Source organism: Aliterella sp. E5.1, assembly GCF_057473825.1.
Window position 1 is genome coordinate 1 of sequence record NZ_JBYCCV010000394.1, and the last position, 1,392, is coordinate 1,392.

General features: G+C 40.2%; 1 protein-coding gene and 2 pseudogenes. 2 read left to right on the forward strand and 1 reads right to left on the reverse strand.

Translation table 11 applies throughout. The features are described 5' to 3' along the window. Nucleotides 1-228, reverse strand: a pseudogene (locus AC2VE5_RS27605) (hypothetical protein); the annotation flags it as partial. Nucleotides 229-731: 503 nt separating this feature from the next. Here AC2VE5_RS27605 and AC2VE5_RS27610 point away from each other — a divergent pair. Together AC2VE5_RS27610 and AC2VE5_RS27615 are read left to right on the forward strand one after the other, a co-directional pair. Beyond that, nucleotides 732-1,007, forward strand: coding sequence for a hypothetical protein (locus tag AC2VE5_RS27610; protein WP_009629952.1), 276 nt, complete (start codon nucleotides 732-734; stop codon nucleotides 1,005-1,007). Between the two features lie 198 nt (nucleotides 1,008-1,205). Beyond that, nucleotides 1,206-1,392 (forward strand): annotated as a pseudogene (locus AC2VE5_RS27615) (DNA-binding protein); the annotation flags it as partial.

Below are 1,392 nucleotides of genomic sequence, written 5' to 3' on the forward strand. Positions count from 1 at the left end.
GTCTTCCCTATCGAGTATCCATTCCTCGCTATAGCAGGAAGCGCCTGTGGGTCTGACTTTTAGCCAAACTCGACCATCGGTGTAAACGTCCTTATTTACGACCTCCATAACAGGCATAAAGGGAGCATGGATGGTATCGCCGATGTTTGCTTTTGTCGTTGCTCTATCCCAAATTTTCGGGGTAGATTCAGAGCAGAGTTGAATTGATTGTTTTGATTGAGTTAGCATTTGATTACCTATGAATTTAGGAAACCAAAGCCTGCAAGCGATCGCCTGACCAAAGTTGAGCGCTTGTAGGCTTTGTTGTACTTGGGTTAATTATTAAATCAACAAAGTTCTTTTATTTGGGAGTCCGCAGGGTATAAAACCTTGTCGTGGGCGTTTCCTCCTCTGACCGTTGCTGCTGCTTATCGCTTCGCTGTTATCAGGTTCCGGGCGGTGTTTAGGCAGTTCCGCTCTCTGCTGCTTTGTTGGTGGTGAAATTTTGGTTCTGAATGCAACTCTGGATTTTTATTTCTCGGTGAGGCGGTTTGCTTTCCTCATCCCTATATTTATAGTATAGCGCTACAACGAAATAAAAACAAGTGTTTTAACGAATGTTTTTATCGCTCTCAATAAGTTAAATAGTTCTTACAACGAAAAAAAAAGAGTCTTGTAGCGTTATAATAGCCATAACTCTAGCGTTGTAGTGAAATAGGAGGTGGTCTATATTGCATTGCATACCCCCATTGATGAAGAAAGAGATATTAGATGAACGATTGAAAGAACTTGGATGGAGCGCTTACAAACTAGCGCAAGAAGTCAGTAAGCTTAGGTCGCAAGAGGAGGAACAGGAAAAAAAAGTTACTAGCTTTGTTAGTTCCGTGAGACAAGCCTTAGAAAAGCCTGATAACTCAAGTCTCAAAACTATTGAGACGCTTATTAAAGCTTTAGATGGAGAAATTATTATCCGTTGGAAAGAGAGAAAAGAAGTTGTAATAGGTGAGAGGGAAGTCAAAATCGAATGAAAAGTAACACTAGACATATCAACCTCCACATATCAACGGATTTACAAGAGATATAACTGTGCTTGTAATATTTTCTTTTCCAATTAGCTTCTTCTTGAATTGCCTCATTTAAACAAATAACGATCGCTTAACTCTTGGCGGAGACACGATCGCTACTTGTACCACAACCTACCCTAGTTAAACCATCGAGGTCATGGCATGATAATCGTATCTGATTCTGTACTGGTTGAGTCAAAATCCGCTCGTGATAATCAATTAGAGCGTGTACCTCATGAACGCGCTTTAGAAATCCTTAATAAAGCTAAAGCATTACTTGTTGCTCTTTGGAAAGGAACTGGAGTAACAACTACCGAAGAAATAGCGCGTTATTACGAAGTTGAATCAT

Bases quoted from the DNA above. Each gene is read 5' to 3' on its own strand.
- AC2VE5_RS27610 (WP_009629952.1), top strand. From the start codon at position 732: ATGAAGAAAGAGATATTAGATGAACGATTGAAAGAACTTGGATGGAGC.